At 63.1% G+C, this 1,447-nt stretch carries 1 protein-coding gene; it reads left to right on the forward strand.

Features of this window, described 5'->3' with window-relative positions; genetic code table 11:
* Nucleotides 1-266: 266 nt before the first annotated feature.
* The coding region (locus JW364_RS23945) for an IS110 family transposase (RefSeq protein WP_205334545.1) at nucleotides 267-1,447 on the forward strand (1,181 nt) is incomplete at its 3' end.

Here is a 1,447-nt window from a genome sequence, read left to right on the forward strand (position 1 = left end):
CTCGCACCTCAGTATCTGCGGCCTGGCGGCCGTCGTGGGGGTCGAAGAGTTCGTGCTGGTCACCGGCGCGTGGGGGGTTGATAGTGGAGGGGTGGGATGCGGTGACCTTGAATTCCTCCCTTGTGCCGAAGAGCCAGTACCTCAGTGTGAGGCGCGGGGCCTGCCACGGGAATCGTGGATTGTTGCTACGAGCACGCGGATTAGACTCCTGCACTTTGTTCGCCCCGTCCGCAGCCCACTTTCCGAGGACTCGAAAGGAGACCGAGATGGAAGTGCTGCATCCCCGATGCGCCGGGATGGATGTCTCCAAAAAGGATGTGAAAGTCTGTGTCCGCCTGGCTAGTCCGGGCCGAAAGACCGTGCAGAACACCACGACCTGGTCGTCGATGAGCGGCGACATTCTGCGGCTGCGGGACCATCTGATCGCCGAGCAAGTGACGTGTGTGGTCATGGAAGCCACCGGCGACTACTGGAAACCGTTCTACTACCTCCTCGAAGACGCCCCGTTCGAGGTGATGCTGGTCAACGCCCACGACGCCAAGAACCTCCCGGGCCGCAAAACCGATGTGTCGGATGCGGCGTGGCTGGCGCAGCTGGCCGCCCACGGGCTGTTGCGTGCCTCATTCGTGCCGCCCGAACCGATCCGACGGTTACGCGATCTGACCCACACCCGCACCGCGATCACCCGCGAACGCGGCCGCGAGATCCAACGGTTGGAGAAAGTCCTCGAAGACGCCGGCATCAAACTGTCGGTGGTGGTCTCCGATATCAACGGGGTCTCGTCGCGATTCATGTTGCAGGCGCTGGTCAAGGGTGAACGCGATCCCGCCGTGTTGGCGGAGTTGTCGGTGAAACAACTCCGCCGCAAAATCCCCGCGTTGACCCAGGCGTTGCAGGGCCGCTTCACCGACCACCACGCGTTCCTGGTCGAGTTGCATCTGGATTTCATCACCGAACACACCACCCGGATCGACGCGTTGACCGAGCGCATCGAGAAGGTGATGGCGCCGTTTCAGGCCAAGCGGGACCTGATCTGCACGATCCCGGGTATCTCCACCACCACCGCCGATGTGATCATCGCCGAGACCGGCGGCCAGATGGCCCAGTTCCCCACACCAGGCCATTTGGCCTCGTGGGCGGGAGTCTGCCCCGGCCAGCACCAATCCGCCGGACGGGTCAAAAACGTCAAAACCCGCCCCGGTAACCGTCACCTCAAAGGTGCTCTCGGGGCTACAGCGTTATCGATCGCCAGCCACAAAGGCACGTTCCTCAACGCCAAGTACCGGCGCCTGGTCCGCTCTCGCGGCAAACCCAAAGCGATCGTCGCCCTCGAGCACACCCTGCTCACCGTGGTCTGGATCATGCTCACCGACAACGTCGTCTACGACGAACCCGGCCCCGACTACCACCAGCAACGCCACCCCGAACGCACCAAGAACCGCGCCAT

This window comes from Gordonia sp. BP-119 (genome assembly GCF_016924115.1).
GTDB lineage: Bacteria > Actinomycetota > Actinomycetes > Mycobacteriales > Mycobacteriaceae > Gordonia > Gordonia hongkongensis.